Raw genomic sequence first — 25,450 nt, 5'->3', positions numbered from 1 at the left:
GCCGAGACTCAGGAACATGGCAGCTCGCAAACAACTCGTGCTCGGCGCCGTGTTCTACGGCGTGGGCGGACCCGGACAGCACCACACGTGGCTCAGCCCGGAGATCCCCGGTGACGCGAGCGTCGACATCCGCTGGTACATCGCGCGGGCCCAGCAGGCCGAGGCGGCGAAGTTCGACCACATCTTCATCGTCGACAGCCAGTTCATCACCCCGGACTCGCCGAACCACTACCTGAACCGACTCGAGCCGCTCACCCTGCTGTCGGCGGTCGCCGTGCACACCACGAACATCGGGCTGGTCGGCACGCTGACGACGTCGTACAACGACCCGTTCAACCTGGCCCGGCGGCTCGCCTCGCTCGACCTGATCAGCGGCGGCCGGGCCGGCTGGAACGTGGTGGCGACCGGCGACGGCGGCACGGCCGGCAACTACGGCCGCAAGGAGCACTACGACTACGCCGCCCGGTACGGCCGTGCCCTCGAGTCGGTCAAGGTGGTGCAGGGCCTCTGGGACTCGTACGAGGACGACGCCTTCCCCCGGGACAAGGAGCGGGGCGTCTTCTTCGACAAGAGCAAGCAGCACCCGCTCCACCACGTCGGCGAGCACTTCCAGGTGGTGGGGCCGCTGAACATCGAGCGCTCGCCGCAGGGCCAGCCGGTCATCTTCCAGGCCGGCGACTCGGACGAGGGCCGCGACCTGGGCGCCTCGATCGCGGAGGCGATCTTCACGCACGCCGCGACGGTCGAGCAAGCGGTCGCGTTCCGCACCGACCTGCGCGCGCGGGCCGCCGCCAAGGGCCGCGACCCCGACCACGTGCTGATCGTGCCGGGCTTCAACCCGATCATCGCGGACACCGACGAGGAGGCCCGCGCGATCGAGGCCGAGCGGGTCGGCGGCAAGGACTTCGACCGGGCGCTGAAGGAGCTGGGCCGCCCGTTCGGCTGGCACGACTTCACCCAGTACGACCTGGACGCGCCCTTCCCCGAGTTGGGTGACGCCGGTGCCCGCAGCTTCAAGACCCAGGCCGAGGGGATCAAGAAGCTGGCCCGGGAGCACAACCTCACGCTGCGCCAGGTCGTGCAGCGCAGCATCGATTCGCAGCGCTCGCCGTTCGTCGGGTCGCCGCTGACCGTGGCCAACGAGATCCAGCGGTGGTTCGAGGCGGGCGCGTTCGACGGGCTCAACATCGGGGTGGCGGTGCCGAGCGAATTCGCCCGGTTCACCGACCAGGTGCTGCCGATCCTGCGCGAGCGGGGCATCGCCCGCACCGAGTACGCCTCGACCACGCTGCGCGGCAACTACGGCCTGCCGGTCCCGGCGAATGTGAACGCGCGATGAGACTCGGCTTCCTGACCCACGTGCAGGGCGAGAACGCGTACCGCAATGCCCAGGAGCTGTTCGTGACGGCCGACGAGCTCGGCTTCGACGTCGGCTGGGTGGCCCAGCACCACGAACCGCTGCAGGGCGGCGGCCTGTCGTCACCCTGGACGTTCCTGGCCTACGCGGCCGCCAGAACACGAAGAATCCGGCTGTCCACGGCCATCACCATCGTGCCGCTGGAACACCCGATCCGACTGGCCGAGGATGTGTCCGTCGTCGACACGCTGAGCGGCGGCCGGGTCGAGATCGGCGTCGGCAGCGGCTCCGGCCCGGCCGAGTACAAGGTGTTCGGCAAGGACTTCGAGCAGAAGCGGGAACTGACCACGTCCGGTCTGCACATCTTGCGCGCCGCCCTCAATGGCGAAGAGGTAGGCCAGGGCTTCAAGATCCAGCCACCGCCGGTAAGCGATTTCACCGACCGCATCTGGCAGGGGATCTTCAGCGAGGCCGGCGCCCGCTACACCGCGCAGGAGGGCTCGAACCTTCTCCTCAACCGGGCCACCTACGGCTACGAGGAGGACACCGACGTCATCCAGCGGGTGTGGGCGGACGCCTTCCTGGAGACGTGGGCTCATGAACGTACGCCCCGGATTGGTTTGTCCCGGTTTGTCTTTCCGGCGAAGGACCGTAAGGAAGCCCTCCGGCAGATCGAGGACGGCCTGAACAACGCCACGGCCGGCTTCGTGCAACGCGGAACCTTCCCGGCCGGGCAGAGCACCGAGGAGTACCTGCGCCGGTTCCACGCCTTCTACGGGCACCCCGACGAGATCATCGAGGCGCTGCAGAAGGAGAAGGTGCTGCCGGTGGCCACCGACCTGATTACCCAGTTCAATCCGGGTATTCCGGATTTCGACGCGGCCGTCAACGCACTCCGGTTGATCGCCACCGAGATCGCGCCGGCCCTCGGCTGGAAAGCGCAATAATCCGGAAACAGATCAGGCGTCTACTCCAGGTCATCGAGGTCGATCGAGGCCGGAGGCAGAGTCATGACAGCAACGGTGGAAACAACAGAGGCTGAGGTACGGGAAGGCAGTTACGGAGCCCGTGTCACCGCGGTGGAACCCGGTGGCGCGGGCTTCATCCCGGTCGAGGAACGGCACGGCCGGCCACTGAATCTGTTCTGGACGTGGATGTCGCCGAACCTCGAGTTCGCGACCATCTTCGTGGGCGTCATCTCGGTGCTGTACTTCCAGCAGACGTTCGGCCAGGCGGTGGCCGCGATCGTGCTGGGCACCGCCCTCGGCTCGGCCACCCACGGCATCCTGTCGGCGCGGGGCCCGTCGATGGGCGTACCGCAGATGGTGTTGTCCCGGATTGGTTTCGGCTATCGCGGCAACATCCTGCCGGCCGGCCTCAACGCGATCGTGGCCGGCATCGGCTGGTTCGCGGTCAACAGCGTCAGCGGCGCCCTCGCCCTGGCCACCCTCACCGACCTGCCGAACGTGCTCTGCCTGGTGATCGTGGTGGTCCTGCAGGTGGCGGTCGCGTTCTTCGGGCACAACCTGGTGCAGGCATTCGAGCGCTACGCGTTCCCGATCCTCGCGGTGATCTTCCTGATCACCTCGATCATCACGCTGAGCAAGGCCTCGCCGTCGGCGGTCGCGGGCGGCACCGGCGGCCTGGGCGGCTTCCTGCTCACGGTCGGCGCCTCCTTCGGGTACGCGGCGGGCTGGAACCCTTACGCCACTGACTACACCCGCTATCTCTCCCCGTCGACCAGCAAGGTGTCGACCGGAGTCTTCGCCGGCCTCGGCGTCTTCGTGTCCTGCACGTTCCTAGAGATCGTCGGCGCGGCGTCGGCGACCATCGCGGCGCCCGGCATCGAGAACCCGACCGAGGCGTTCACCAGCCACCTGCCGTCGGTGGTGGCCAACCTGACGCTGCTGGCCATCGCGCTCGGCGCGATCAGCGCGAACGCCATCAACATCTACTCCGGCTCGATGTCGTTCCTGGCACTCGGCTTCACCGTGCCGCTGGGCCTGCGCCGGGCCATCGTCTCCGGCGTCTTCGGGGTGGCCGGCTTCCTGCTGGCCTGGTCCGGCCTGAGCGACGCCGGGCACAAGTACGAGAACTTCCTGCTGGTCATCGCGTACTGGATCGGTCCCTGGCTGGCGGTCTACCTGACCGACTGGTTCCTGCGCCGGGGCAAGCGGGTGGACGGCTTCCTCTACGACAAGGCGCACAACCCGTGGGGCGGCGCGGTCGCGATGGCGATCGGCATGGTCGTGTCGATCTGGCTCTTCTCCAACCAGAGCGAGTACGTCGGCCCGGTCCCGTCGCACTGGCCGTCGTTCGGTGACTTCACCTTCGAGGTCGGCTTCGTGGTGTCGGCGGTTCTCTACGCGATCTTCTTCCGCTTCCAGAAGCAGGCCGTCACCGAAAGTCAATTGACTGTGTGACGCCGTCCCAGGTGACGGTGGTGCTGGCCGGCTCGGTCTCCGCGACGACCCGGCCGGCCCGCATCACCAGGTACCGAGGGCGCTGCAACCGCAGGGCCTCGGCCTCGCTCGTCGCATCGAAAACCACAAGATCAGCTTCAGAACCAAGGTCCAACCCATAGTTATGTACGCCGAGAGCGGCCGCAGGCGCCACCGTGATCATGTCGATCAGGGTGCGCAGCTCGTCGGCGCCGCTCATGTGCCCGAGGTGCGCCAGCACGAACGCGGCCTGCAGCGGGTCGCCGAACCCGAGCGGGTACCACGGGTCCATCACCGAGTCGTGCCCGATCGCCACGTTGACCCCGGCTGCCAGCAGCTCCTTGACCCGGGTGTGGCCGCGCCGGATCGGCCCGGTGTCGAACCGGCCCTGCAGCACCGCGTTGTCCAGCGGGTTGGTCACCATGTGCAGGCCGGCCCGCGCGATGTTGTTGATCAGCCGGTAGGCGTACGCGGCGTTGTAGGAGTGCATCGCCGTGGTGTGGCTGGCGGTGACCCGGCCGCTCATCCCGCGCCGGATCGTCTCGGCCACCATCGTCTCGAGGAACCGGGAGTGCTCGTCATCGGTCTCGTCGCAGTGGATGTCGACCCGCAGGCCTTTCTCCTCGGCCAGGGCCATCGCGAACTTCACCGACTCGACCCCGTCCTCGCGGGTGAGCTCGTAATGCGGGATCGCCCCGATCACGTCGGCCCCGACCGCGACCGCCTCGCGCATCAGCTCCCGTCCGCCGTCGAAGGAGAGGATCCCCTGCTGCGGGAACGCGACAAGCTGCAGATCGACCAGGCCGCGGGCCTCCTCGCGCACCTCGACCAGCGCACGCAACGCCTTGAGCGAGGGGTCGCAGACGTCGACGTGGCTGCGCACGTGCTGCACCCCGCAGGCCAGCTGCCAGCGCAGCACCTTGCGGACCCGCTCCTTGACGTCCTCGACGGTCAGATCCTGGACCCGCTCGGCCCAGATCGCGATCCCCTCGAACAGCGACCCGGACACGTTCGGCCGCGGCTGCCCCTCGGTGAGCACCGCGTCGAGGTGGATGTGCGGCTCGACCAGCGGCGGCGTGACCAGCCGCCCGCCGAGATCACGGGTCTCCGCGGCCGGCCCGGCCGGCACGATGCGACCGCCGGAGATGCCGATGTCGCCACGGGAGGTGTTGGTGAGCAACAGGTCGATCATGACCTCATTCTGCGCGCCGCACGTTACGACCTGAGGCGATGCTGAGAGAGGGTGGTTTTGGGTCCACGGCCGGAACGCGAGAGGATCGACGCTGTGGGGGAAAGCGGGGGGCTGCGGATAACGCTGCTCGGCACGTTCGAGGTGCGCCGGGGCGAGACCGTCGTGCCCGTGGTCGGCGCCCGGCTGCGCGGCCTGCTCACCCGCCTCGCCCTGGCCGGCGGCCGCCCGGTCGACCCGGGCACGCTTGTCGACGCGCTGTGGCCGGAGGACCGCCCGGCCGAGCCGGCCAACGCCCTGCAGTCCCTGGTCTCCCGCCTGCGCCGGATTCTGGGCGGGCACATCGAGGGCGGCTACCGCCTCGCCGTGACCGACGACGACGTCGATGCCCTGCGCTTCGAACGGCTGGCCGCAGCCGGCCGCGACCGCCTGCGCACCGGCGACCCCCGGGCCGCCGCCGAGCTGCTCGGCGAGGCCCACGCGCTCTGGGCCTCGCCGGCCGCCGTTGCCGCGGTGGCGCCGGCCGTCGCGGTCCGGCTGACCCGTGCCGCGGCCGAGACCACCGCCGACCTCGCCGCCGCCGAGCTGGCGCTGGGCCTGGCCACCGCGGCCGAGGCCCGGCTGACCGGGCTGCTGGCGGAGCACCCGCTGAACGAGCGGGTGGCCGCCCTGCTGATCGACGCGCTCACCGCCCAGGGCCGGCAGGCCGAGGCGCTGGCCTGCTACGAACAGGCCCGGGAGGCGATCGCCGACGCTCTCGGCACCGACCCGGGCGCGGCCCTCCGCGAACGCCACCAGCAGCTGCTCCACCAACCCGAAGTTCCGGAAATGTCCCGATCAGGACCGGAACCGGACCTGGGGGCGCCGGCGCCGAGCAACCTGCCCGCGTCGCTGACCAGCTTTATCGGGCGGGATGACGACCTGGCCCGGATCGACACGCTGCTCGCCGGTGGGCGGCTGGTCACCGTGCTCGGGCCGGGCGGGGCCGGGAAGACCCGGATCGCGCTCGAGGCCGGCCGCCGGCACCGGCACGAGTACCGGGACGGCACCTGGCTGGTCGACCTGGCCTCGGTCACCGAGCCGGCCAAGGTCGGGGCCGCGTTGCTGGCCGCTACCGGACTACGCGCGGTCGCCTTCTTCGAGGGCAAGGGGCCGGTGCCGGCCGACGAGCTCGAGGCCCTCACCGAACAGCTCGGCGGCCGCGAGGTCCTGCTCGTGGTCGACAACTGCGAGCACCTGATCGACGCGGTCGCGCAGCTGATCGCGGCGCTGCTGCCGCACTGCCCGGGCCTGCGGGTGCTGGCCACCAGCCGGGAGCCGCTCGCGGTGGACGGCGAGGCGCTGGTCCCGCTCGGCCCGCTCACCCTCCCCGACCCGGCCGACGACGTCGTGACCGCCCGCCGGACGGCGTCGGTGCGGCTGTTCACCGACCGGGCCGCGGCCGTGCGCCCGGGCTTCGACGTGAACGAGACCAGCCTGGCCGACATCGTCCGGGTGGTCCGCGGCCTGGACGGCATGCCCCTGGCGCTGGAGCTGGCCGCGGCCCGGCTGCGCACGATGTCGCTGGCCGAGCTGGCGGCCGGGTTGTCCGACCGGTTCCGGCTGCTCACCACCGGCAGCCGCACCGCGCTCCCCCGGCACCGGACCCTGCGCGCGGTCATCGCCTGGAGCTGGGACCTGCTCGGCGACGACGAGCGCACCCTGGCCGACCGGGTCGCGGTGCTGCCCGGCGGCGTCACCGAGGCCTCGGCCCGCGCGGTCTGCCCGGAGATCTCGGGCATCGCCGACCTGCTGGCCGCCCTCGTCGACAAGTCGCTGCTGCAACTCGCGCCCGAGCCCGGCCGGTACCGGATGCTGGAGACGCTCCGCGAGTACGGCATCGAGCGGCTGGCCGGACAGAGCGCCCTGGAACCCGCCCGCGAGCACGCCGCCCGCTACCTGGCCGAGGTCGTGGCCCGGCACGACCCGGAGCTGCGCGGCCCCGGGCAGCTGGTCTCGCTACGGGCCATCCACGCCGAGTACGACAACATCCTCGCCGCCCTGCGCCACCTGTGCGACTCCGGCGACAGCGCGAGCGCGGTCACCCTCACGCTCAACCTGTCCTGGTACTGGCAGATGCTCGGCCGGCACGCCGACGCGAGCTACTGGCTCGGCGAGGCCCTGGCGGTGCCGGCCGAGCCCGGCCTGGACCGCGACTGCGCCCAGGCGATCCTGCTGCTCAGCGAGATCAACGACCGGTCCGCGATGCTCACCGAGGCCGCCGGGGACAGCAAGTCCGAGCTGCGGGCGCTCGCCGACCGGCTGCTCACCTACCCGGAGGTGCCCGGCCTGGCCGGCGCGCTGGTCGCGGTGACGCTGTTCTTCGTGGAGGAGACCGAGCAGGCGCTCACCATCATGCGGCGGTTCGCCGACGGGCCGGACGTGTGGCTGGCCGGCCTGGCTCGGATGTTCCAGGCCCAGTTCGCCGAGAACGCGGGCGACCTGGAGACCGTGCGGACCGAGATTCCGCTCGCGCTGGACTGTTTCCGGCGGGCCGGCGACCGCTGGGGTCAGGCCACCGCGCTGCCGATGCGCGCGCTGCTGCGGCAGTACGACGGCGACCTCGACGGCGCCCAGGCCGACCTGCGCGAGGCGCGCACGCTGGCCCGCGAGTTCGGTTCGCTCAGCCTCAGCGACGAGGTCTTCATCGACCTGCGCTGGATCGATCTGAGCACCCGCAGCGGCGACGCCGACGCGGCCATCGCGATGATCGACGACGTCCGGGAGCGGGTGCAGCGGCTGGGCTCGGCCGAGCTGGTGATCCTGATCGACGCCCTGGCGGCCGGTCTCTGGGTGCGACTCGGCGACCTGGATCAGGCCCGCGAACTGGTCGAGCGCGCCGAGGCGGGGATGGGCACCGAGCTCACCTTCGCCGTCGACCACGGCCTCGCCCTGGTCGGCGCGGTGCGGGCGTCCCTCGCCATCGAGACCGGCGACGGCCCGGCGGCCGAGGCGGCGCTGGCCCGGGCGTACGCGGCCGGGCTGGAGACCAAGGACATGCCGATCCTGGCGGTGGTCGCGGTGACCGCGGCCGCCCTGGCCTACTTCTACGAGCGGTACCACGAGGCGGCCGTCATCCTCGGCGCCGCGGCCCGGCTGCGCGGCACTCACGACCGCACCGATCCGGAGACTCGGCGGCTGAGCCGGCGACTCGTCGGTCCGCTGGGCGAGGAGGGCTTCGCCGAGGCGTACGAAATCGGTTGGAAGCTTGACGGAACGACGGCGCGCAAGCAGGTCGACCCGGCTCGGCTGCGCCGCGAGGCGCTGCCGGCCGGGGACCAGGACCGATCCATTCAGGCCCGGCGGGCGTAAGCCCGCAGCGCCAGCGGCACGAAGACCACCAGCAGGCCGGCCATCCAGGCCAGGGTCTGCCACAGCGGGCCGGCCACCGGACCGCCGACGAGCAGCCCGCGGATCGTGTTGACCAGCGGCGTGATCGGGTTGACGTGCACGAACGCCTGCAGCCAGCCGGGCAGCGTGTTGCTCTGCACGAACACGGGGCTGCCGAACGAGAGCGGGAAGATCAGCAGGAACATCACGCCCTGCACGGCGCCCGAGGTGCGCACCAGCATGCCGACCCAGACCGAGATCCAGCAGAAGCTCAGGCCGAACCCGATGGCCAGGGCGACCGCCGCGACCGCGGGGAGGAACCCGGTCTCCACCCGGAAGCCCATGATCGTGCCGAAGCCCAGCATGACCACGCAGACGGTCAGGTAGCGGACGACGTCCGCGGCCACCGCACCGACCAGAGGTGCCGACCGGGCCACCGGCAGCGAGCGGAACCGGTCGAAGACGCCCTTCTCGATGTCGGCGTTGAGGTTCTGGCCGAGCGCGATGCCACCCATCGCGAGCGACTGGGCCAGCAGGCCGGGCAGCAGATATTGCAGGTAGCTGTGCCGGTCGCCGCCGGACAGGGCGCCGCCGAAGATGTAGGTGAACAGCAGCAGGAAGATCACCGGCTGCAGGGTCACGTCGATCAGGGCTTCCGGCGTACGAATCGTTTTGATCAAACTTCGCCGCGCGAGTGCCACGCTGTGCCGGACCTGCGCGGCGAACGCGCCGCCGCGCGGCCGGTCGATGTCGAGGTCGGAAGTGGTGGTGGGGTCGATCGTCAGGGTGGTCATACGAGCTCAGCCTCCAGCGGCGCGTCTTCGGTCAGGGCGTGGAACACCTCGTCGAGGCTGGGCAGGTGCAGGCCGAGGTCGTTGACCTCGATGCCGGCCTGGCGCAGCGCCGGAACGACGATGTCGAGGGCGGTGTCGTCGACGACCGGCACGCTCACCGCGCCCGGCCGGGCACCGGCGGCGGTGTCGGTGCTCGCCGTGTTGCCGGGCGAGGCCACCAGGTCGAGCACCCGCAGCGCGTCCGACACCCGGGCCGGGTCGGCCGGTCGCACCCGCAGGGTCAGGCCGCCGACGCGGCGCTTGAGGCCGTCCGGGGTGTCGTGCGCGATCACCCGGCCCTTGTTGATCACCACGATCTCGTCGGCGAGGGCATCCGCCTCCTCGAGATATTGCGTGGTCAGCAGCACGCTGGAGCCCTGGGTGATCTGGCTGCGCACGACGCCCCACATGTCCTCGCGCTTGGCCGGGTCGAGGCCGGTGGTCGGCTCGTCCAGGAAGATCACCTCGGGCCGGCCGACCAGGCTCGCGGCCAGGTCGAGCCGGCGGCGCATGCCACCGGAGTAGGTCTTGGCCGGGCGCCCGGCCGCCTCGCTCAGGTCGAACCACTCGAGCAGCTCGGCGGCGCGCTTCTTGGCGTCGCGGGTGGTCAGGTCGAGCAGCTGGCCGATCAGCACCAGGTTCTGGGTGCCGGTGAGGTCCTCGTCGACGCTGGCGTACTGGCCGGTCAGGCCGATCCGCCGGCGCACCCGCTGCGGGTGTTTGAGCACGTCGATGCCGGCCACCTCGGCATACCCGGCGTCCGGGCGCAGCAGGGTGGCGAGCACCCGTACCGCGGTGGTCTTACCGGCACCGTTGGGCCCGAGCACGCCGAGCACCGTGCCGCGGCGCATCGCGAGGTCGACCCCGTCGAGCGCTTGCGTCTTTCCGTACCGTTTGCGGAGCCCTTCGGCCCGCACCACAAGGTCTGTCATGCCGAGAAGACTGCGCCGGGCCGCTGACATGGCCCGCACACGCCGCTGACACGCGCCTGGCTGCGCGATTTCCCCGTGCCAGCGCTACGGCAGCAAGGCCCGCAGGCCGGCCGCGAACCCGACCGGATCCGCGACGTGCGGGAAGGCCGGCCCGGTGCCGCGACCGGCAGCATGACCTGCGCTGACAGGCCAATTGGCGTACGCCGTGAGCAGTCCCCGCCCATGCCGCGGCTCGGCGTAGAACTGGAGATGCTCGGGCACCTCGCCGCCCGATTCCTCGATCGTCTGCACGTGGTGTGTGGCGTACGTCTCGGCGAACGCGGTGGCCAGCGGGGCCGCGCCGGCGTGCGCGACGACCACCGGGGCCCGGTGCAGGTCGAGCCGGCGCACCAGCCCGGCCAGGTCCCGGGCGAGATCCGCGAGCCTGATCTCACCCCGTTCCGGACTGTCACCGTGCCCCGGCAGGTCCGGCGCGACCACCGTGCAGACCCGGGCCAGCTCGGCCCCGAGCGGCCACCACATGGTGCGATCGAACAGCAGCCCGTGCAGCAGCAGGACCGGCCGGCCGTATTTCCCCCACCGGTCGTAGACCAGCGCGTTTCGCGGTCCGCCGGCGATGTGTGTGCTACGGAGCGGTGGTTGGGGATGCATGCTGCGTCAACCTCCGGGCATGCCGTTCGGTGACCGCCGGATGCCCGTCGGTGGCCACGGTCACACTTGAAACGTGACTGCCGACGTTCTTCTCGTGTTCGGCCGCGGCGTGCGCTTCCGCCACGGCGGGTGGGAGCTGACCCCGGCCGGCGCCGCGCGGGTCCGGGCCGCCCGGGACTACGTGCTCGCCCACGCACCGCACCGCCCCCGGGTCATCTTCAGCGGCGGCTGGCCGGAGGCCGGCACCGGCGCCGCGCCGCCGCCGGACGGCTTCCGCGAGGGTGATCTGATGCGGCAGGCCGCCGGCCTGGAGGCGCATGCCGACGTGTACGCCGAGACCCGCTCGCGGAGCACCCTGGAGAACTTCCTGCGCACCGCGGAAGATCAACTACTGCACGGGTACGCGTTCGGCCCGTCCCGCCCGCTCGGCCTGGTCACCCACGACTGGCACCTGCCGCGGGTGCGGTTCCTGGCCGGCAAGGTGCTCGGCCTGCGCGGCGACGCGCTGCTCGACGTGCCGGCCACCGGCGGCGAGGTGCACGACGACCGGCCCGCGCTGCTGGCGGCCCGGTTCGGTCTCCTGGGCGCCCGGCGCGGCGATGTACTCCTCCGGAGGGAACGCCTCCTGGTTGCCCTATTGAGACGGTCCGCCAGTGGGTAACCGCAAGCCATGCTCGTCTTGCTCCCGGTGTACCGGCCCGGCCCCCAGCTGCTGACCCTGGTGGCGGACCTGCGCCGCGCGGAGGCGACGGTGGTGATCGTGGACGACGGCAGCGGACCGGCGGCGGCGCCGGTGCTCGACGCGGCCGCCGCGCTCGGCTGCCCGGTGCTGCGCTGTTTCACCAACCGCGGCAAGGGCGAGGCCCTCAAGACCGGCTTCCGCTACTGCGCCCAGAAGTTCCCGGAACACGACGTGGTGACGGCGGACGGCGACGGCCAGCACCGGGTCGCCGACGTGCGGGCGGTGGCCGACCGGGCCGGGCGCGGGGAGCTCGTGCTCGGGGTGCGTCCGCTGGATCAGATGCCGCTGCGCAGCCGGGTCGGCAACGTGGTCATCGCGCGACTGTTCCGGGCGGTGACCGGCCAGTCGGTCTCGGACACCCAGACCGGGCTCCGGGCGTACCCCTATGGGCTTTTGAAACGTCTTGTGGACGTGCCGGGCGAGCGCTTCGAGTACGAGATGAACGCGCTGCTCGCGCTGGCCGGCGCGGGGTGCCGCATCCGCGAGGTGCCGATTCCCGCAACCTACCTGGACGGCAACGCCGCCTCGCACTTCGGCGGCGTCACCGACTCGGTCCGGGTGGTCGGCTCGCTGATGCGGCACGCCGCCGGTCAGTTCACGACGTAGAGCAGCCGGTTGGGAGTTCCGGTGCCGGCGTTGGTCACCACGTTCGGGGTGGCGTTGGTGGTCAGGTACGAGGCGACCTGGGCCGGGGTGTAGGTGGGGTTGGCCTGCAGCACGAGCGCGGCCACGCCGACCACGTGCGGGGTGGCCATCGACGTACCGCTGATGGTGTTGGTGGCGCTGGTGCTCGAGTACCAGGCGGAGGTGATGCTGACGCCCGGCGCGAGGATGTCGACGCAGGTGCCGTAGTTGGAGAAGCTCGCCGCCGCGTCGGTCCGCTGGGTGGCGCCGACCGTGATGGCCGTGGTCACCCGGGCCGGTGAGTAGTTGCAGGCGTTCTGCCGCACGCCGAGGGCGTTGCCGTTGCCGGCGGCCACGCCGTAGGTGACGCCCGAGGTGATCGACGACCGCACCGCGTTGTCGATGGTGGTGCTGGCGCCGCCGCCGAGGCTCATGTTCGCCACCGCCGGCTTGATCGGCGTTGCTGGTCACCCAGTTGATGCCGGAGACGACGCCGGCCGTGGTGCCGCTGCCCGAGCAGTTGAGCACCCGCACGCCGATCAGGGTCACGTCCTTGGCCACGCCGTACGTCGAACCGCCGACCGTGCCGGCCACGTGGGTGCCGTGCCCGTTGCAGTCGGTGGCGTTGGAGTCGTTGTCGACGAAGTCGTAACCGCTGCTGGCCCGCCCGCCGAACTGGGTGTGGGTGGTCAGGATGCCGGTGCCCGCACCCCGGTCCCGGTGCGCGGATAGGTGTAGGTGGTGCTGAGCGGCAGCGCACGCTGGTCGATCCGGTCCAGGCCCCAGGTGGCGTTGGTCTGCGTGGCGGCGACCGTCCACACCTGGTCCTGCTCGACGTAGGCGACGGCCGGGTCGGCGGCGAGCCGCTTGGCGGCCGACTCGCTCATCTTGGCGGCGAAACCGTTGAGCGCGGCGCCGTACCGCTCGGTGACGGTGACGCCGGACAGGCCGGCCTTGGCCACCGTGCTGCTGCCCTTCAGGACGACCAGGTAGCTGCCCGCGATAGCGGTGGGGCTACCGGCGTAGCGGATCTCGCCGGTCGGTGCGGCCGACACCGGGGTGCCGGCCAAGGTGGTCACGAGTGCTGCGAACAGGCCGACGGCGACGATCCGCCGGACGGGGAGTCGTAGGGTCATCTTCGCTCTCCTCCTATGCATCGTCCCCTGATTAGACAGTCATCTATGTCTTGGCGCTACCCGCGTACACCTGGCGTTCATTTGGTGTTTCCCAGCTGGCTTTGAGGTCGCATAGATAGACACTCCTGATGCGCCTGCCCTTCCGCCGCCGTGTTGATCCCGTGACTTCGGATGTCGTCGGGCATGCGCTGCGGGCGCCGAGCCGGCTGCACTCGTTCAACCGGTACGAGATCAAGTACCTGCTGCCGAGCGAGCAGGTTCCGGAGCTGCGGGCCGAACTGGCCGCCCGGCTGGACGCCGACAGCTACTCCACCGACGGCGGCTACGGCGTGTGGAGCACCTATTACGACACCCGGGACCTGCGCTTCTACTGGGAGAAGATCGAGGGCCTGCGGTTCCGGCGCAAGCTGCGGATCCGGCACTACGGCGACCGGTTCAGCGTCGGTGACGACACCACCGTGCACGTCGAGATCAAGCAGCGGGTCAACCGGGTCACCCAGAAACGGCGGGTCGCGCTGCCCTACGCGCAGGCCCGCGAACTGTGCGACCGGCGGGTCCTGGTCGAGGCCGAACCGTTCCTCGAAGAGGTCCTCGAACTGATCACCCGGCTCGACCTGCGGCCGGTCACGATGACCGGTTACCAGCGCGAGGCGTACGTCGGCCGGGACGCCGACCTGGGCCTGCGGGTCACCATGGACCACCGGATCCGCGGCCGGGACCGGGACTTCGACTTCGCCGCCGACGCGGACAACCGGCTGGTCGTGCCGGCCCGGCTGTCGGTGGTCGAGTTCAAGGCCAACGACCGGGTGCCGTACTGGCTCACCGACCTGGCCGCCCGGATGAACATGTCGGTGGTCCGGGTCTCCAAGTACTGCCAGAGCGTCGAGGCGTTCGGCCGCGCCCCGCGCTCGATCTTCCACCTTCCGGATACCGACTTCAGCGAGGTCTGAGCAGCATGCCTTTCGACGTACAGGACCTCTCCGGCACGTTCAGCGTCGCCGACATCGCGATCGCGCTGTCGCTGTCGTTCGTGCTCAGCGCGATGATCGCCTGGGTCTACCGGTTCACCCACCGCAACGTGTCCTACAGCCAGTCCTACGTGCAGACGCTTGTCATCCTGGGCATGCTGATCTCGCTGATCATGCTGGTCGTCGGGTCCAACATCGCCCGCGCCTTCGCCCTGGTCGGCGCGCTGTCCGTGGTCCGCTTCCGGAACGCGATCAAGGAGACCCGCGACGTCGGGTTCATCTTCCTGGTGATGGGCGTCGGGATGGCCACCGGCACCCGGTTCTACACCCTCGCGATCGTCGCGGCCGTCGTGATCAGCCTGGTCATCGTGGTGATGTTCCGGTTCAACTGGTTCGCCGCGAGCGTGCAGCGGCAGGTGGTCAAGGTGCAGATCCCGCCGGACGGCAACTACACCGAGAACGTCCAGGACGTGCTCATCGCGCACACCAGTGAGTTCGAGCTGGTCAGCATGGAATCCATCCGCGGCGGCGCGCTCACCGAACTCACCTACACCGTCCGGCTCAAGAAGGGCACCGAGCCCGGCACGCTGATCGCGGCGCTGGGTGAGCGCACCGGCGGGCAGCGGGTCACCGTCCTGACCGGCTACGACCAGGCCGACCTATGACCGCACTCAAGCACCGCATCCCGGTGCGGGTCCGGCACTACTGGAAGCTGCTGGCCACCTGCGCCGCGGTGCTGCTCGCGCTGGCCGTCCTGTTCAGCACCGTCCGGGTCACGCCGCTGGTCACCAGTTCCGGCAACCGGGGCGGCGACGAGGTGACGGTCAACCTGGCCGGCACCACCGACCTGTTCGACGCGACCCGCGCGCACAGCATCCGGCTGACCTTCCGCGACGCCGACTACGAGCGCCTGCTGGACTCGTTCTGGAAGGACGGCGAGAAGGACTTCCTGGAAGCCGACCTGACCGTCGACGGGACCACGGTGCCCAGCGTCGGCATCCGCCTGAAGGGCAACTCAACCCTGCAGGGCATCACCCGCAACGGCCAGTCCCGCCAAAGCGGTTTCGGAGGAGGCCGTGGCGGCTTTGGCGGCGGCCGCTCTTCACTCAAGGCTGAGGAGCCGGAGAAGCTGCCCTGGCTGATCCGGTTCGACGAGTTCGTCGAGGGCCGCCGCTACCAGGGCCACCGCGAGATCGCGGTGCGGGTCGGTGGCATGGGCGGCGGGGCGAGCGTCCTGAACGAGGCGGTCACCCTCAACGTGCTGGCCGCGGCGGGCGAGCCGATCCAGCGGTACGCGTACAGCAGCTTCACCGTCAACGACCGCCCGGCCACCGCCCGGCTGATCGTCGAGCACCCCGACGAGAACTTCGCCGACTCGATGGACGGCGACGGCGTGCTCTACAAGAGCATGGCCACCAGCCAGTTCACCGACCAGGGCGACGACCCCACCGACTACGCCGACGACTTCAAACAGATCAACCTGAAGGGCAGCCAGGACCTCCAGCCGGTGATCGACCTGATCAAATGGGTCAACGGCAGCAGCGACGCCGACTTCGACAAGCACCTGGCCGACCACGTCGACGTCGCGTCCTTCGCCCGCTACGTGGCGACCCAGAACCTGCTTGTCAACTTCGACGACATGGCCGGCCCCGGCCGCAACTACTACCTCTGGTACGACCTGCGCACCCGCAAGTTCGCGGTGATCGGCTGGGACTACAACCTCGCCCTCTCCGGCGACGCCACCCAGGACCCGAACACCACCGCAAGCATGGGCGGCGGCGGATTCCCGGGCGGCGGCGGATTCCCGGGCGGCGCGGAGGGCGGCCAGCCCGGCGGCATGCAGCTGCCGGAGGGAATGCAGCCACCCCGGGACGCCGGAAACCAGGCCGGCGGAGGCTTCCGCGGGATGGGCGGCAACAAGCTCAAGGAACGCTTCCTCGCCTCCGCGGCCTTCAAACAGGCATACGACGACGCCTACCGCGAGCTGTACCGCAAGATCTACGCCGGCGCCGCCGCCCTGAACGCCGTCGACACCATCACCAAGGTGATCACCACCGTGGACGGTGCCGACCCCGCAGCAGTCGCCGCCGAGGCCGACACCTTGCGCACGTTCCTCCGCGAACGCACCCAGTTCCTGGCCACCAACGAGGTCATCACCACCGGCCGATGACGGCCGGTCGGTCAGCTCTTCGGGCGGTCGTAACAGTCCACCGCGTTCAGGTCAGCGGCATACCCGCCGTGGTTCCGGTAGTAGGTGAGCACGTTCTTGAAGTCGGTGCAGCGGGCCGTCTTGGTGGCGTCGCTGGCTCCGGAACCGTTGACCACCTTGGTCACCTTGCCCATCTGAAGCCGGTCGGCCGGCGTGTTGAGATCGTGCGTCACCGTCCAGTACCAGCGCGCGATGTCGGCGCTGTAGGCGGCCGATCGAGCGTCATCGGGGCGGCTGAGGAAGTCGTGCTGCAGGTAGGTGCCGACCGCCCGATAGTTGTAGTCCCAGGTCAGCTGGATGTAGCCGCGGCCGCAGTACGGGTAGTACTTCATCTTCGGGCCGCAGCCGATCTCGAGCCGGCCGTACTGGACGCCACTCTCCACCTTGAGCGTGGCGAGGAACGCCGCTACCCGGGCCGGGCTGTTGATGTTGCCGCGGCGCATCGCGGCGTTCAGCGACGGCAGGCCGTCGGTGACGGCGGCCGTCGGGCTGATCCCGAGCGCCTCCTTGAGCAGCGCGGGCGTGACCGCGGCGTCGGCGGGCAGGGTGCTGCCGACATCGCCGGAGTAGGTGACCCGCCCGGCGTAGGTGGCCGAACCGAACGCGAACAGCCCACCGTCGCCGGCGATCATCAGGTAGCCGTCGTTGCGGATCGCGGCCATCCCCAGCACCGGCCTGGCCAGGCGCTGCCCGCCCATCGAGCCGAAGAACTTGGCATCCCCGTACGCGAAGATCCCGCCGTCGGCGGCCACCAGCCGGTAGCCCTGACCGCTCGGCGTACCGGTGATCGCCACGACCGGGGCGTTGAGCGCCTTGCCGCCCATCGACCCGAAGAACTTGGCGTCCCCGTACGCGAAAACGCCGCCGTCCGCGGCGACCAGCCAATAACCCAGGCCGGTCGGGGTGGCGGCGATCCCGGCCACCGGGGCGTTGAGCGGCTTACCGCCCATCGAGCCGAAGAACTTGGCGTCGCCGAACGCGAAGATTCCGCCGTCGCCGGCGACGAGCCAGTAGCCCTGGCCGCTCGGCGTCGCGGCGATGCCGCGGACCGGCGCGTTGAGCGGCTTACCACCCATCGAGCCCTTGGCCGCGGCATCACCGAACGCGAACACGCCTCCGTCGGTGGCGGTGAGCCAGTAGCCCTGGCCGGATGGCGTGGCCGCGATGGCGGTCACCGGCGCGTTGAGCGACTTGCCGCCCATCGAGCCGAAGAACTTGGCGTCGCCGAAGGTGAAGACACCGCCGTCCGCGGCGGCGATCCAGTAGCCGAGGCCGGATCTGGTGGCGGCGACGCCGACCGGTGGTTTGTGGGTGGTGACGTCGGCGGCGGCCGCCGGCGACATCGACAGCGGGACGGCCCCGGCCGAGCCGGCGACCAGCGCCAGACCCAGCACTGTGGCCCGAATGCGAAACATGTTGCTCCTCGGGAGGGGATGGAATGGTTTACCGAGAGCAACCAAAGCAAAGCGACGGGCCTACCGAAATGGCTAAAACGGACTTAGGACCGCGTGGCCCGCATTTCCGGACAGTCCGCCGATCCCATCGGGGTTCGGTCGCTTCGACACGACCCCCACCCGTACGGCTCACGTGTTGTACCGTGCTGGACACGTTGAGGCATTTACGGGGGGCTTTACGTGGAGGTCGACCTACCGGGACTGGTCACCGTGGGCGGGGCTGTCACGGCGGCGTCCGACGGTTTTCGCACGGCGTACACCGCAAGTGAATCGGATCTGCCGCCGGCGGCCGGATCGGACGGCTGGGCTACCGATGCCGCGCTGCGGCAGGCCGCAGCGGCCTGGCAGGTCTTCACCGGCAACCTCGCGGGACAGGTCCGCACGTTCGGCGATGGGCTGACCGCGTCGGCACGGGCGTTGCAGGGCAGTGACCAGGCCGCGGCCGATCGGCTTGGCGGCGTGCGGCAACCGCCGCGATGAGCGTGGTCACGCTGCGGATGCTCTTCGATGTCGACACCGCGGCGATCGGCCGCCGGGCCGACGGGTGGCTGCGGATGGCCAACGGCATCGACGATGCCTGCGAGCAGCTCATCCGGGTCAGCCGCGACCTCGAGCACGTGTGGCCGGACGGGCCGGCGGCCGAGGCTGCGGCGGCGCGCAGTCACGCTCTGCGTTCGGAGGCCAGTAACGCGTACCCTCCGTGCCGGCGCATCGGTGACGCCCTGCGGTTGCATGCCGACACCCTGCGCGGCCTGCAAGGCCGCCTGCAGGGCCTCGCCGCGGAGGCGTCCGGGCGCGGATTCTCGGTCGATGTCACTACCGGTACGGTCACCGCGCCCGCCCGCATGTTCACCGAGCCGCAGATCGTCGCGCAGCAGATCTCGGCCTACGTGAACGAATTCCAGGCGATCCTGGCGCAGGCCGCCGAGTCGGACGCGAGCACGGCCAACGCGATAAGCGTCAACCTGCCGGACGCGACGACCGGCTTCGGCACGCTGGGTCTTCCGCCGGTCACCGAGGCGACGCTGCGTGACCAGCAGGGGCGTACGCCGAAAGAGGTCAACGGCTGGTGGCGCACGCTCACGCCGGAGCAGCAGGAGCAGGCCATCCGGGATTTCCCGGAGCTGGTCGGGTGGCTCGACGGGGTGCCGTCGAGCGACCGGGACACGGCCAACCGCCTGGTGCTGACCACGCGGATGAACGCGTTGCGGGGCGAGGCCGACGCGCATGCCCGCCGCCTGGCCGACCTGCTGATCAACGATCCGCGCAACCAGCTCGAGATCCAGCGCGAGACCCAGGCGATGAACGCCGCCCAGTCCCAGCTGGACAAGCTGGCCGAGGTGGACAAGGCGTTGTCGGGGCTCGGCGCGAAGGGGCTGCTGCTCGGGGTGGACGGCTCGGGCGACGGGCGGGTGGTGATCGCGGTGGGTGACCCGGACACCGCGCGGCACACCGGCGTGTGGGTGCCGGGGCTGGGCACCACGATGGCCGGTAACACGGTCGACAACGTCAAGCGGATGGTCACCGTCAACAACGCCGCCGACCAGCTCACCCTGGCGGACGGCGACATCTCCACGGTGTACTGGCTGGGCTACGACGCCCCAGACCTGAACAACTTCTCGGTGGCCGGCGAGGGCCGGTCCGAGCAGGGCGGGCCGTCCTACCTGAACTTCATGGAGGGCGTCCGGGCCACCCACGACAGCGGGCCGTCGCACCTGGTCGCGATGGGCCACTCGTACGGTTCGACGGTGGTCGCCGAGGCGGCCCTGACCGGGCGTCTGCCGGTGGACGACATCATGGTGCAGGGCAGTCCGGGCATGCACACCGACAGCGCGAGTCACCTGATGGCCGACCCGCGGCACGTGTGGGCCGGGTCGGCCGGCAACGACCCGGTGTCGGAGACCAGCAACGTCACGAAGTACACGCAGTTCGTGCCGATCGTCGGGCCGTTCATCGGCAACGCTTACGACGACGGGCACGACATCAGCCCGCACGAGCCGGAGTTCGGCGCCAATCAGTACACCGTCGACACCTCCGGACACACCCACTACTGGGAGCCCAACAGTGAGAGCGTCAAGAACCAGGGCAGGATCCTGGCCGGCCAGTACAGCCGGGCCTCGACCGTGCACGGCTCGCCGCCGCCGGACGTCGTTCCGTGACGGGCTTGCGCTACTGCTGGTAGCGGCGTTGACGGTGGCCGGGTGTGACGGAGGGAAGGACGACGTGGAGACCAAGAGCATCGACGACGCCAAGGCGGTGGTGCAGGCCAAGGCCGAGGGCATCGCCGGCCAGATCGGCGGGGCCCTGACCAACCCGGCCCTGAACGACGCGCCCTGCACCGGCAAGCGCGGCGAGAGCGGCGGCGACGAGGTCTACTTCATCCAGGGTGGATACCAGATCGCGCTGCCGGCGGCCGAGCACGTCGCGACCGCGGCCAAGCTGCGCGACCAGTGGAAGGCGGCCGGCTGGACGATCACCGACGACCGCACCGTCGGCTCGGCCGCGATCCTGGCCGCCACCACTCCGGACGAGTTCCGGGTCGACCTGGAGAGCACCGTGCCGCCGAGCGCCCTCGCCCTGCTGGTCTACTCCCCCTGTTACGGCCGCCCCGCCTAGGACTCCTCGTCCTCGTCGATCCAGTTGTGCCGGTACCACGGGATGGCCGCCCAGAACAGCAGGAAAACCGCCGCCATCACCCCGCCGAGCAGGAACGCCATGCTCCGGCTGAGCAGGAAGTCGATGATCAGGAAGACGCTGGAGACCATCGAGATCAGCAGGAAGGCCAGCCCGCCGGTGAGCATCCGGTGCGCGTACCGGACCAGTTCCGGCTTGCGGCCCTGGCGGAACAGCGCCCGGTGGAACGCGACCGGCGAGATGACCATCGCGGTGGAGACGGCCGCGGCCAGGAGCGCCACGATGTAGACGTCTTTCTGGAACGCTGTGGTGCGCGGAAAACCGCTGCTGAACGGCAGAGTCAGCAGGAACGCGAAGAGAATCTGGATGCCGGTCTGGGTGACCCGCAGCTCCTGAAGCAGATCGGCGAAGTTCCGGTCCCAGCGGTGTTTCTCGTTCTCGTGGTCCAGGTGTTGCTTCTCAGGGGCCATGGCGTTTCATGTTTTCCGGATCGAGGGCTGCTGAAACAGCCATCAAAACAGCTTGCGGCGTACGACGAGCAGCGCTACGTCGTCGGTCGGCTCGTCCAGCCCGACCGTGCCCATGATCTTCGCGCAGAGTTCGTCCGGCGGATCGATGCACACCGCGTCGGTGAGCCGGCCGAGGCCGAGGTCGATGAGCTCACCGCGCCGCTCGATCAGACCGTCGGTGTAAAACGTCAGCACCGCACCCGGCAGGAGCTCGATGGTCGTGGTGTGCCGCCCCCGCCGGTTGTCGCCGACACCCAGCGGCGGGTCGGCGGGCAGCACGGTCACCACTGCGGCCCCGCCCGGCACGGCCAGCACCGGGGGCGGGTGACCGGCGGTGGAGATGCGCACGACCGAGCGGTCGGGCGAGATCATCGCGTACTGCGCGGTGGTGAGGTTGCCGGCCTCGAAATGCCGGACCTTGCGGTCCAGCAGCGTCAGTGCCTCGGCCGGATCGTCGGTGATCAGGGCGTACGCCCGTAGCGCGCTGCGGATGCGCCCCATCACCACCGCCGACGCCAGGCCGTGCCCGGAGACGTCGCCGATCACCACTCCCACCCAGCCGGTCGGCAGGGTGAACACGTCGTACCAGTCGCCGCCGACGTCGAACGCGTGCCCGGGAACGTAGCGGGCGGCCAGCTCGATGCCGGGCACCTCGGGCAGGACGCTCGGCAGCAGGCTGCGCTGCAGCGCCAGGGCGGTGGCCAGCTCCAGTTTCTGGTTGCGGATCTGCCCGGCCAGCCCGGCCCGGTCGGCGGCCAGCTCCAGCAGCCGCACGTCGTCGGTGGTGAAGGTGCGTGGCCGCAGCGAGCCGACGTGCAGCACCCCGAGCACCTCGCCGGCCGCCAGGATCGGCACCCCGAGCAGCGACCGGAGGCCCATCTCGACGAGGATCGGGTTGACCACGTCGTCGGCGGTGAAGTCGGTGAGGATCAGCGGGCTGCCGGTCTCGGCCACCCGCCCGGCGAAGCCCCGGCCGACCGCGACCCGGACGCCCCGCCGCACCTCCTCCTCGAGCCCCTTGGCCGCGGTCGCGACCAGCTGCCGCGAATGCGGGTCGAGCAGCAGGATCGCGGCGGTGTCGGCGGCCAGCAGATCGCGCACCCGGTCGAGGAGTTCGTCGAGCAGATCGGAGGCGTCCAGGCGGGACAGGGTGGCGTCGGTGACCGCCTCGAGGCGGCGCAGTCGCTCGTCGTTGTGGATGCTGTCGACGCCCATGCGCTCAACCTACTCAAGCATCGTCATGATTCGGCCGTCGGAGATTGTGCACATCCTCCTCGGTTCCGGCGCAATCCCCCGCGTGGCGGACGCCCGATGTCATGGCAGGCGCCGGAGAAACAGGTCGACGCGGGCCTGGGCGATCTCCGCCCGGGCCACCGCGCCGGCGTGCCGGAGATCGCCGGCGATCCGGAGGGTGGTGACGAGCCGGACGGTGAACAACCCGTCGCCGTGCCACATGTCCAGGTCGTCGCAGGTCTGCCGGGCCAGCCACAGGCCCAGGCCGGTCCGGGTGGCCGAGTCGTACGGCCGGTAGCCGGCGGTGGGATCGTCGTGGCCGGGCCCGTGGTCGGTGATCCGGCATTCGATCCGGTCGGCGCCGGCCCACAGCACGAGCCGCAGCGGCGGCCGGCCGTGCAGATACGCGTTGGTGAGCACCTCGTTGACGGCGGCGACGAAGTCGGTGCGGACCAGCGTCGGCACCTCGGCGAGGTGCTCGGTGACCTGCCGCCGGATCGGGCCGAGATCCTCGATCCGGGTGGAGTCGGCCACGGTCAGGCCCGGTGCGGCCGCCGGCGGCGGGACGGGGGTGATCGCTTCCAGCCGGCGGAGCGTCGTCGCCGGTTCGGTGTAGCCGGGGTTGACCGCCACTCCGTCCGGGGTGACCAGGTGCGGATGCGTCGCTATTACGGCTGTTCGGAGCGGCTCGGGGGCGTCGGCCCGATAGAGACAGACGAGGTCGCCCGGAGTGTCGCTCAGGTTGGCCGCCGCCTCGTGCCGGGCCGCGCGCAGCCAGTCGGCCGGCCCGGAACCGGTCTCGGGCTCGGTGATGACGACCGCATCCGGGTACCGGGCGGCGAGCCGGTCATGGACGGCGAGCGCTGCGGCCGGGCGCCGGTGAATGTCGACGCGGGGTGAGAGAGCCAGCGCCCGGTCGCCGAGCGCGGCGGCCCGGCCGGTTCCACAGACGAGCACGGCCGGCCGGGAGCCGAGCAGGACAACGATCCGGTCGAGCAGGTCCCGATCGTCACGGTAGAACAGAGCCAGGTGCCGGCTCACGGCCCGGGCAACCACGACGTGACGTGCGGCAGGTCGACCAGGCTCATGATCTGCTGGGCGACGCTGCCGGCCGGGGCGTAGAGCCGCAGGCCGGGCATCCGGTGCAGGACCGCCACCGCGACACTGGCCAGGTGGGTCACCCCGGTGAGGTCGACCTCCAGCTCGTGGGTGCCGCCCAGGGTGATCAGGTTGAGCTCGCCGTCAAGGTGCTGGGCGCTGGTGCCGTCCAGCGGGCCGTGGATCGCGACGCGGCTGCCGTCCACATGCGGCTGGTCGACGATCACCATCAGCTCGGGCCGCTCGGCCGGGGCCGGGGCCGGGGTCAGACCGTGGGTGATCTGCTCACTGGTCAGCAGGGCGGCCGGCCGGGTGAGCCGGTGCCGGACGGTCGCGGTGGTGCCGTGCTCGCCGGATTCGATCTCCACGTGGTCGGCCAGCCGGGTGGCCATGGCGAGCCCGAGGCCGCGGTCGTGCCGGAACCCGTCGCCGGGCCGGTCCCGGTGCCGCCAGTGCCCGTCGTCGACGACCCGGATCAGCACCTCGCCGCACTCCCCCAGTTCGGCGGTGACGGTGACCGTGCCGTCGGCGTCGTCCGGATGGCTGTGCTCGGCCGCGTTGGTGACCAGCTCGACGACGGCGTGTGCGAGCGCGATCATGTCGTCCGGGCCGGCTCCGGCATCCCGCAGCCACCGGACCAGCGCGTCCCGGGCGGCCTGGACCAGGGCGGTGTCGCCCGGCAGCCGCATCCACAGCGGGGACGGCGGCGTACTGCGCTGGGCGGCGAGCAGGGTGATGTCGTCGGTGTGCCCGGTCTGGCGCACCAGCAGTTCCAGGGTGTGCGTACAGGCGCGCTCGGCGGCCGGCCGCCCGGCCGGGTCCAGGCCACGACCGGCGACGACGTCGGCGACCACCTGGGACAGTTCCACGGTGGCCTCGGCCGGGGGCCGTCCGGGCCGCTCGATGATGCCGTCGCTGTAGAGGAGAACCACCTCGCCGAGCGCGAGCCGGTCGGTGGCCACCGCGTAGTCGGCGCCGGTGCCGAGCGGGCCCGTCCCGGAGGGTGCGAGGTACCGCGCCTGTTCGGGACCGGCGACCAGCGGCGGCGGATGCCCGGCCGAACAGTAGGTCAGGGTGCCGTCGGCCGGGTCGACCACGACGACGCACACGGTAGCGGCGTGCGCGCCGGGCACCCGCCGGGTCATCCGGTCGGCCGCGCGGATCGCGGTCACCACGTCGCCGGTCTCGTCCAGCCGATCCTGCAGGACGGCTCGCAGCTGCCCCATCGCGGCCGAGGCGGCCACGCCGTGGCCCACCACGTCGCCGACCACCAGCGCGACCCGGCCGCCGGCCAGCGGCACCGCGTCGAACCAGTCGCCGCCGGCCGCGTGCTCGTCGTCGGCGAGCAGATAGCTGCCGGCGATCCGCACCGACGGCAGTACCGGAAGACCGGGCGGCAGCAACCGGCGTTGCAGCGCGATGATCACGTCCCGGGCCTGTTCGTAGCGGAGGACCGCCTCGGTGCTCTCCCGGCGCGCCTGCTGCTGCTCGGTCACCCGCTCGGTGGCGTCCACGCCGACGAAGTTCAGGCCGGTGACGGTGCCGTCCGGGCCGAGCCGGGGCGCGACGGTGAAGTCGACGTAGACGTCGTCGAGCCGGCCGGATCCCGGCTCCCGTTCGATCTGGACACGCCAGCCCTGAGCCGTCTGCGACGTGCCGCTCCGGTAGACCCGGTCCGCGATCTCGTACAGCTGCTGGCCGATCATCTCGGGGAAGACCTCGAGCAGGGTCTGTCCCGCGAAGTCGTCGCGGCCCAGCACCGTGCGGCAGGCCGCGTTCACCGCGTCGATGCGGTGCTCCGGCCCGGTCAGGCCGACCAGCATCACCGGCATCGACTCGAAAATGCCCCGGACGACATCGGGCTCACCCACGCGCCGGTCCGACGCGTTCGCGGCGGGGTCCGGCATCCGTCCTCCGTTTGCTCTCCAGAACACACTTGGCGCGGCGGGTACCCCTCGATCACCGACCTATACATCGGGCTCACCGGTAATTTCTGTCGCGCACGAGTGACACATGGCGCTTTTTGTTCGCGGTCCTGCGTGCATGGCGGCAGGCCGTGAACGAAAATGCA

The 25,450-nt window shown here is 70.8% G+C and carries 21 protein-coding genes and 1 pseudogene; 12 read left to right on the top strand and 10 right to left on the bottom strand.

Translation table 11 applies throughout. From position 1 onward, the window contains the following. The first annotated feature begins 16 nt into the window (after positions 1–16). The 3 genes from Ate02nite_RS22045 to Ate02nite_RS22035 all read left to right on the top strand — a co-directional run bounded on the left by Ate02nite_RS22045 (position 17) and on the right by Ate02nite_RS22035 (position 3,780). The gene (locus tag Ate02nite_RS22045; RefSeq protein WP_203808497.1) at positions 17–1,339 is read left to right on the top strand and encodes an LLM class flavin-dependent oxidoreductase; all 1,323 of its coding nucleotides are present in this window, start codon (positions 17–19) and stop codon (positions 1,337–1,339) included. Then, positions 1,336–2,304 (top strand): LLM class flavin-dependent oxidoreductase, encoded by a 969-nt coding sequence (locus tag Ate02nite_RS22040; protein WP_203808495.1) that lies wholly within the window; start codon positions 1,336–1,338, stop codon positions 2,302–2,304. The genes Ate02nite_RS22045 and Ate02nite_RS22040 overlap by 4 nt, the downstream gene beginning before the upstream one ends. A gap of 63 nt (positions 2,305–2,367) precedes the next feature. After that, on the top strand, positions 2,368–3,780 hold the full coding sequence (locus tag Ate02nite_RS22035; RefSeq protein ID WP_203808493.1) for a purine-cytosine permease family protein: 1,413 nt from the start codon (positions 2,368–2,370) through the stop codon (positions 3,778–3,780). Here the strand turns inward: Ate02nite_RS22035 and codA are convergent. Next, complete coding sequence (gene codA / locus Ate02nite_RS22030) at positions 3,755–4,990, bottom strand: cytosine deaminase (protein WP_203808491.1); 1,236 nt, start codon at positions 4,988–4,990, stop codon at positions 3,755–3,757. The genes Ate02nite_RS22035 and codA overlap by 26 nt on opposite strands. A 93-nt stretch (positions 4,991–5,083) precedes the next feature. Between codA and Ate02nite_RS22025 the strand changes: the two genes are divergently transcribed. After that, positions 5,084–8,338 (top strand): AfsR/SARP family transcriptional regulator, encoded by a 3,255-nt coding sequence (locus tag Ate02nite_RS22025; protein WP_239147586.1) that lies wholly within the window; start codon positions 5,084–5,086, stop codon positions 8,336–8,338. Here the strand turns inward: Ate02nite_RS22025 and Ate02nite_RS22020 are convergent. From Ate02nite_RS22020 to Ate02nite_RS22010, 3 genes are all read right to left on the bottom strand, one after another. After that, complete coding sequence (locus Ate02nite_RS22020; protein WP_203808489.1) at positions 8,320–9,150, bottom strand: ABC transporter permease; 831 nt, start codon at positions 9,148–9,150, stop codon at positions 8,320–8,322. The genes Ate02nite_RS22025 and Ate02nite_RS22020 overlap by 19 nt on opposite strands. Next, the gene (locus Ate02nite_RS22015) at positions 9,147–10,121 is read right to left on the bottom strand and encodes an ATP-binding cassette domain-containing protein (protein WP_203808486.1); all 975 of its coding nucleotides are present in this window, start codon (positions 10,119–10,121) and stop codon (positions 9,147–9,149) included. Before Ate02nite_RS22015 ends, Ate02nite_RS22020 begins: the two co-directional genes overlap by 4 nt. An 84-nt stretch (positions 10,122–10,205) precedes the next feature. After that, positions 10,206–10,772, bottom strand: a complete 567-nt coding sequence (locus Ate02nite_RS22010; protein ID WP_203808484.1) for an alpha/beta fold hydrolase — start codon at positions 10,770–10,772, stop codon at positions 10,206–10,208. Between the two features lie 73 nt (positions 10,773–10,845). Between Ate02nite_RS22010 and Ate02nite_RS22005 the strand changes: the two genes are divergently transcribed. Both Ate02nite_RS22005 and Ate02nite_RS22000 read left to right on the top strand, forming a co-directional pair. After that, positions 10,846–11,433: an ElyC/SanA/YdcF family protein gene (locus tag Ate02nite_RS22005; RefSeq protein WP_203808482.1), complete on the top strand. Its 588-nt coding sequence runs from the start codon at positions 10,846–10,848 to the stop codon at positions 11,431–11,433. 9 nt (positions 11,434–11,442) lie between these two features. After that, positions 11,443–12,120 (top strand): glycosyltransferase family 2 protein, encoded by a 678-nt coding sequence (locus Ate02nite_RS22000; RefSeq protein ID WP_203808480.1) that lies wholly within the window; start codon positions 11,443–11,445, stop codon positions 12,118–12,120. On the opposite strand, the pseudogene Ate02nite_RS49480 reads toward Ate02nite_RS22000, so the two are convergent. Further along, positions 12,105–13,274: pseudogene (locus Ate02nite_RS49480) on the bottom strand (S8 family peptidase). The gene Ate02nite_RS22000 and the pseudogene Ate02nite_RS49480 sit on opposite strands and share 16 nt — an antisense overlap. A 161-nt stretch (positions 13,275–13,435) precedes the next feature. Here Ate02nite_RS49480 and Ate02nite_RS21990 point away from each other — a divergent pair. The 3 genes from Ate02nite_RS21990 to Ate02nite_RS21980 are packed head-to-tail and all read left to right on the top strand — an operon-like array spanning position 13,436 to position 16,412. Then, positions 13,436–14,224 carry a polyphosphate polymerase domain-containing protein gene (locus tag Ate02nite_RS21990; protein ID WP_239147584.1) on the top strand — a complete coding sequence of 263 codons (789 nt, stop codon included), beginning with the start codon at positions 13,436–13,438 and terminating at the stop codon, positions 14,222–14,224. 5 nt (positions 14,225–14,229) lie between these two features. Next, the gene (locus tag Ate02nite_RS21985) at positions 14,230–14,907 is read left to right on the top strand and encodes a DUF4956 domain-containing protein (RefSeq protein ID WP_203808476.1); all 678 of its coding nucleotides are present in this window, start codon (positions 14,230–14,232) and stop codon (positions 14,905–14,907) included. Then, positions 14,904–16,412: a CotH kinase family protein gene (locus tag Ate02nite_RS21980; RefSeq protein WP_203808474.1), complete on the top strand. Its 1,509-nt coding sequence runs from the start codon at positions 14,904–14,906 to the stop codon at positions 16,410–16,412. The genes Ate02nite_RS21985 and Ate02nite_RS21980 overlap by 4 nt, the downstream gene beginning before the upstream one ends. An 11-nt stretch (positions 16,413–16,423) precedes the next feature. On the opposite strand, the gene Ate02nite_RS21975 is transcribed toward Ate02nite_RS21980, so the two are convergent. Next, complete coding sequence (locus Ate02nite_RS21975; protein WP_203808472.1) at positions 16,424–17,866, bottom strand: glycoside hydrolase family 19 protein; 1,443 nt, start codon at positions 17,864–17,866, stop codon at positions 16,424–16,426. Between the two features lie 219 nt (positions 17,867–18,085). On the opposite strand from Ate02nite_RS21975, the gene Ate02nite_RS21970 reads away from it, so the two are divergent. The 3 genes from Ate02nite_RS21970 (at position 18,086) to Ate02nite_RS21960 (ending at position 20,521) form a co-directional block, all read left to right on the top strand. After that, a complete protein-coding gene (locus Ate02nite_RS21970) occupies positions 18,086–18,385 on the top strand; it encodes a hypothetical protein (RefSeq protein WP_203808470.1) in 300 nt (99 codons plus the stop codon). Beyond that, complete coding sequence (locus Ate02nite_RS48870; RefSeq protein ID WP_239147583.1) at positions 18,382–20,064, top strand: alpha/beta hydrolase; 1,683 nt, start codon at positions 18,382–18,384, stop codon at positions 20,062–20,064. The genes Ate02nite_RS21970 and Ate02nite_RS48870 overlap by 4 nt, the downstream gene beginning before the upstream one ends. Before the next feature lie 64 nt (positions 20,065–20,128). Next, positions 20,129–20,521: a hypothetical protein gene (locus Ate02nite_RS21960; protein WP_203808468.1), complete on the top strand. Its 393-nt coding sequence runs from the start codon at positions 20,129–20,131 to the stop codon at positions 20,519–20,521. Here Ate02nite_RS21960 and Ate02nite_RS21955 read toward each other — a convergent pair. From Ate02nite_RS21955 to Ate02nite_RS21940, 4 genes are all read right to left on the bottom strand, one after another. Then, positions 20,518–21,009, bottom strand: coding sequence for a DUF6328 family protein (locus Ate02nite_RS21955; RefSeq protein ID WP_203808466.1), 492 nt, complete (start codon positions 21,007–21,009; stop codon positions 20,518–20,520). The genes Ate02nite_RS21960 and Ate02nite_RS21955 overlap by 4 nt on opposite strands. A 42-nt stretch (positions 21,010–21,051) precedes the next feature. Next, positions 21,052–22,263 (bottom strand): PP2C family protein-serine/threonine phosphatase, encoded by a 1,212-nt coding sequence (locus Ate02nite_RS21950; protein WP_203808464.1) that lies wholly within the window; start codon positions 22,261–22,263, stop codon positions 21,052–21,054. Between the two features lie 99 nt (positions 22,264–22,362). After that, positions 22,363–23,322: an ATP-binding protein gene (locus tag Ate02nite_RS21945; protein WP_203808462.1), complete on the bottom strand. Its 960-nt coding sequence runs from the start codon at positions 23,320–23,322 to the stop codon at positions 22,363–22,365. Then, positions 23,319–25,286: a SpoIIE family protein phosphatase gene (locus Ate02nite_RS21940; RefSeq protein WP_203808460.1), complete on the bottom strand. Its 1,968-nt coding sequence runs from the start codon at positions 25,284–25,286 to the stop codon at positions 23,319–23,321. The genes Ate02nite_RS21945 and Ate02nite_RS21940 overlap by 4 nt, the downstream gene beginning before the upstream one ends. Positions 25,287–25,450 lie beyond the last annotated feature (164 nt).

The organism is Paractinoplanes tereljensis (assembly GCF_016862435.1).
GTDB lineage: Bacteria > Actinomycetota > Actinomycetes > Mycobacteriales > Micromonosporaceae > Actinoplanes > Actinoplanes tereljensis.
The sequence above is the reverse complement of the archived record's forward strand: the minus strand, read 5'-3'. Positions and strand labels throughout refer to the sequence as shown.